We start from the raw sequence: 1,926 nt of genomic DNA, 5'->3' as shown, positions 1-1,926 counted from the left end.
TTAGGGGCGACATGTCCAGATACAAGGAGCGGCTTCGGCCGCGATGGACTTTCCCAGGCAAGCCCATCGCGGCTGAAGCCGCTCCGACGAGAGCGTTACGCAGAATTCAACTGTGCCCGCGTCCAGCGCACGATCTCGGCGGTGCCGATGGCGCCGCTGTGTCGGCCGAGCTCACGACCTTGCCGCAGCAGTAGCAGCGTCGGGATGCTGCGGATGCCGAAGCGCCCGGCCAACGCCGGCTGCGCGTCGCTGTCCAGCTTGCCCAGGCGCAGCCGCGGCTCGAGCTGCGCGGCCGCGGCCGCGAAGTGCGGGGCCATGGTCCGGCATGGGCCGCACCATGGCGCCCACACGTCCACCAGCAACGGCAGCTCGCTGCGCTCGGCATGCGCGGCAAACGTCTCGGCGGTCAGCGTGACCGGTGTGGCGTCGAACAAGCCACGATGGCAGCGTCCGCATTGCGGCGCGTCCGCCAGTTTCGCCTCCGGCACCCGGTTGAGCGCGGCGCAGTGCGGGCAGGCGACATGCAGCAGCGTGGTCATGCGCCGGCCTCGATGCTCTTGTCGCCGAGCAGCACGGTGCCTTGCGCATCCTTGACCGTGACCTGCACGTCGATGCCCTGGCGCACGCTCTGGGTGACCACACAGAACTGCTCGAACTGCGCCAGGATCCGTTCCAGCTGCGCATAGTCCTGGTTGGCGCCGGGCAGTTGCAGTTCCACCGAGGCCTGCGGAATGCGCCAGAACCCTTCCGGATTGCGCATCGGCGTGGCGGTGATGTGCGCGACCACCCCGGCCGGATCGTTCTTGTACTTGCGCATCGCGAACAGCAGGCTGGCGGCCAGGCAATTGGCCATGCCGGCCAGCAGGATGCGCGTGGGATTGGGGCCGCGCTCCTGGCCCAGCGGCGCGGTTTCGTCGCTCAACCAGGGCTCCAGCGCGGTTTCGTCGAAGCGAATGCGGAACGCGAAGTCCGTGTCCTGCTCGAGGGTGACGCGGATCGGATCGCCGATGGGCATCGCGGAAACTCCACTTCGCAGAAAGGGATTTCGACTCTACGCCGGCACCGGTAACGGCGTGTGGACGCAGCCTTGCGCTCACGCCGCCGCTTCGCGCCGTGCCAGCGGGTAGTACAACAGCGGGATGACCAGCAGGGTCAGCGCGGTGCTGACCAGGATGCCGAACAGCAGCGCCACCGCCAGGCCATTGAAGATCGGATCGTCGAGGATGAACAGCGCGCCCAGCATCGCCGCCAGGCCGGTCAGCACGATCGGTGGTGCGCGCACCGCACAGGCCTCGATCACCGCCTGTTCGGCGCTGCGTCCCTGCGCCAGGGCATGACGGATGAAGTCCACCAGCAGGATCGAATTGCGCACGATGATGCCGGCCAGGGCGATCATGCCGATCATGCTGGTCGCGGTGAACTGCGCGCCGAGCAGGGCATGACCCGGCATCACCCCGATCACCGTCAGCGGAATCGGCGCCATGATCACCAGCGGCAGCAGATAGCTGCGGAACTGCGCCACCACCAGCAGATAGATCAGCAACAGGCCCACCGCGTAGGCGATGCCCATGTCGCGGAAGGTCTCGTAGGTGATCTGCCATTCGCCGTCCCATTTCACCGCGAAGTCGGCGGTGTCGACCGGCGGCGCGATGAAATGCTGCTGCAGCGTCTGCCCATCGAGCCGGTGGCCGCGCAGTTGCCCGACCAGGTCGAACATGCCGTATAGCGGGCTGTCCAGGCGTCCGGCTTCGTCGCCGGTGACGTACACCACCGGCCGCAGGTCCTTGTGCGCGATGCTGTCGTCCCAGGGCAGGCGCTGCACCGCGACCAGTTCCGACAGCGGCACCAGTTGCCCATCGCCGCCGCGCACGCGCAGCGCCAGCAGGCGGGCGCTGGCGGCCTGCGCGGCGCCCGGCAGGCGCAGCA

At 68.2% G+C, this 1,926-nt stretch carries 3 protein-coding genes; all 3 read right to left on the bottom strand.

Annotated elements, in window-relative coordinates:
- Positions 1–95: 95 nt before the first annotated feature.
- Positions 96–539: a thioredoxin TrxC gene (gene trxC, locus D183_RS0107320; protein WP_017908429.1), complete on the bottom strand. Its 444-nt coding sequence runs from the start codon at positions 537–539 to the stop codon at positions 96–98.
- Positions 536–1,015, bottom strand: a complete 480-nt coding sequence (locus D183_RS0107315; RefSeq protein WP_017908428.1) for an OsmC family protein — start codon at positions 1,013–1,015, stop codon at positions 536–538. The genes trxC and D183_RS0107315 overlap by 4 nt, the downstream gene beginning before the upstream one ends.
- Before the next feature lie 78 nt (positions 1,016–1,093).
- On the bottom strand, positions 1,094–1,926 hold an 833-nt coding region (locus D183_RS24200; RefSeq protein WP_039726462.1), incomplete at its 5' end, for an efflux RND transporter permease subunit.

The organism is Xanthomonas sp. SHU 199 (genome assembly GCF_000364665.1).
Lineage (GTDB): Bacteria > Pseudomonadota > Gammaproteobacteria > Xanthomonadales > Xanthomonadaceae > Xanthomonas_A > Xanthomonas_A sontii.
Note: the sequence above shows the minus strand (reverse complement) of the source record. Positions and strands in the feature narration are given on the sequence as shown.

Excerpts from the sequence above, each read along its gene's own strand:
- trxC (WP_017908429.1), bottom strand. The coding sequence starts at position 539 with ATGACCACGCTGCTGCATGTCGCCTGCCCGCACTGCGCCGCGCTCAAC.
- D183_RS0107315 (WP_017908428.1), bottom strand. The coding sequence starts at position 1,015 with ATGCCCATCGGCGATCCGATCCGCGTCACCCTCGAGCAGGACACGGAC.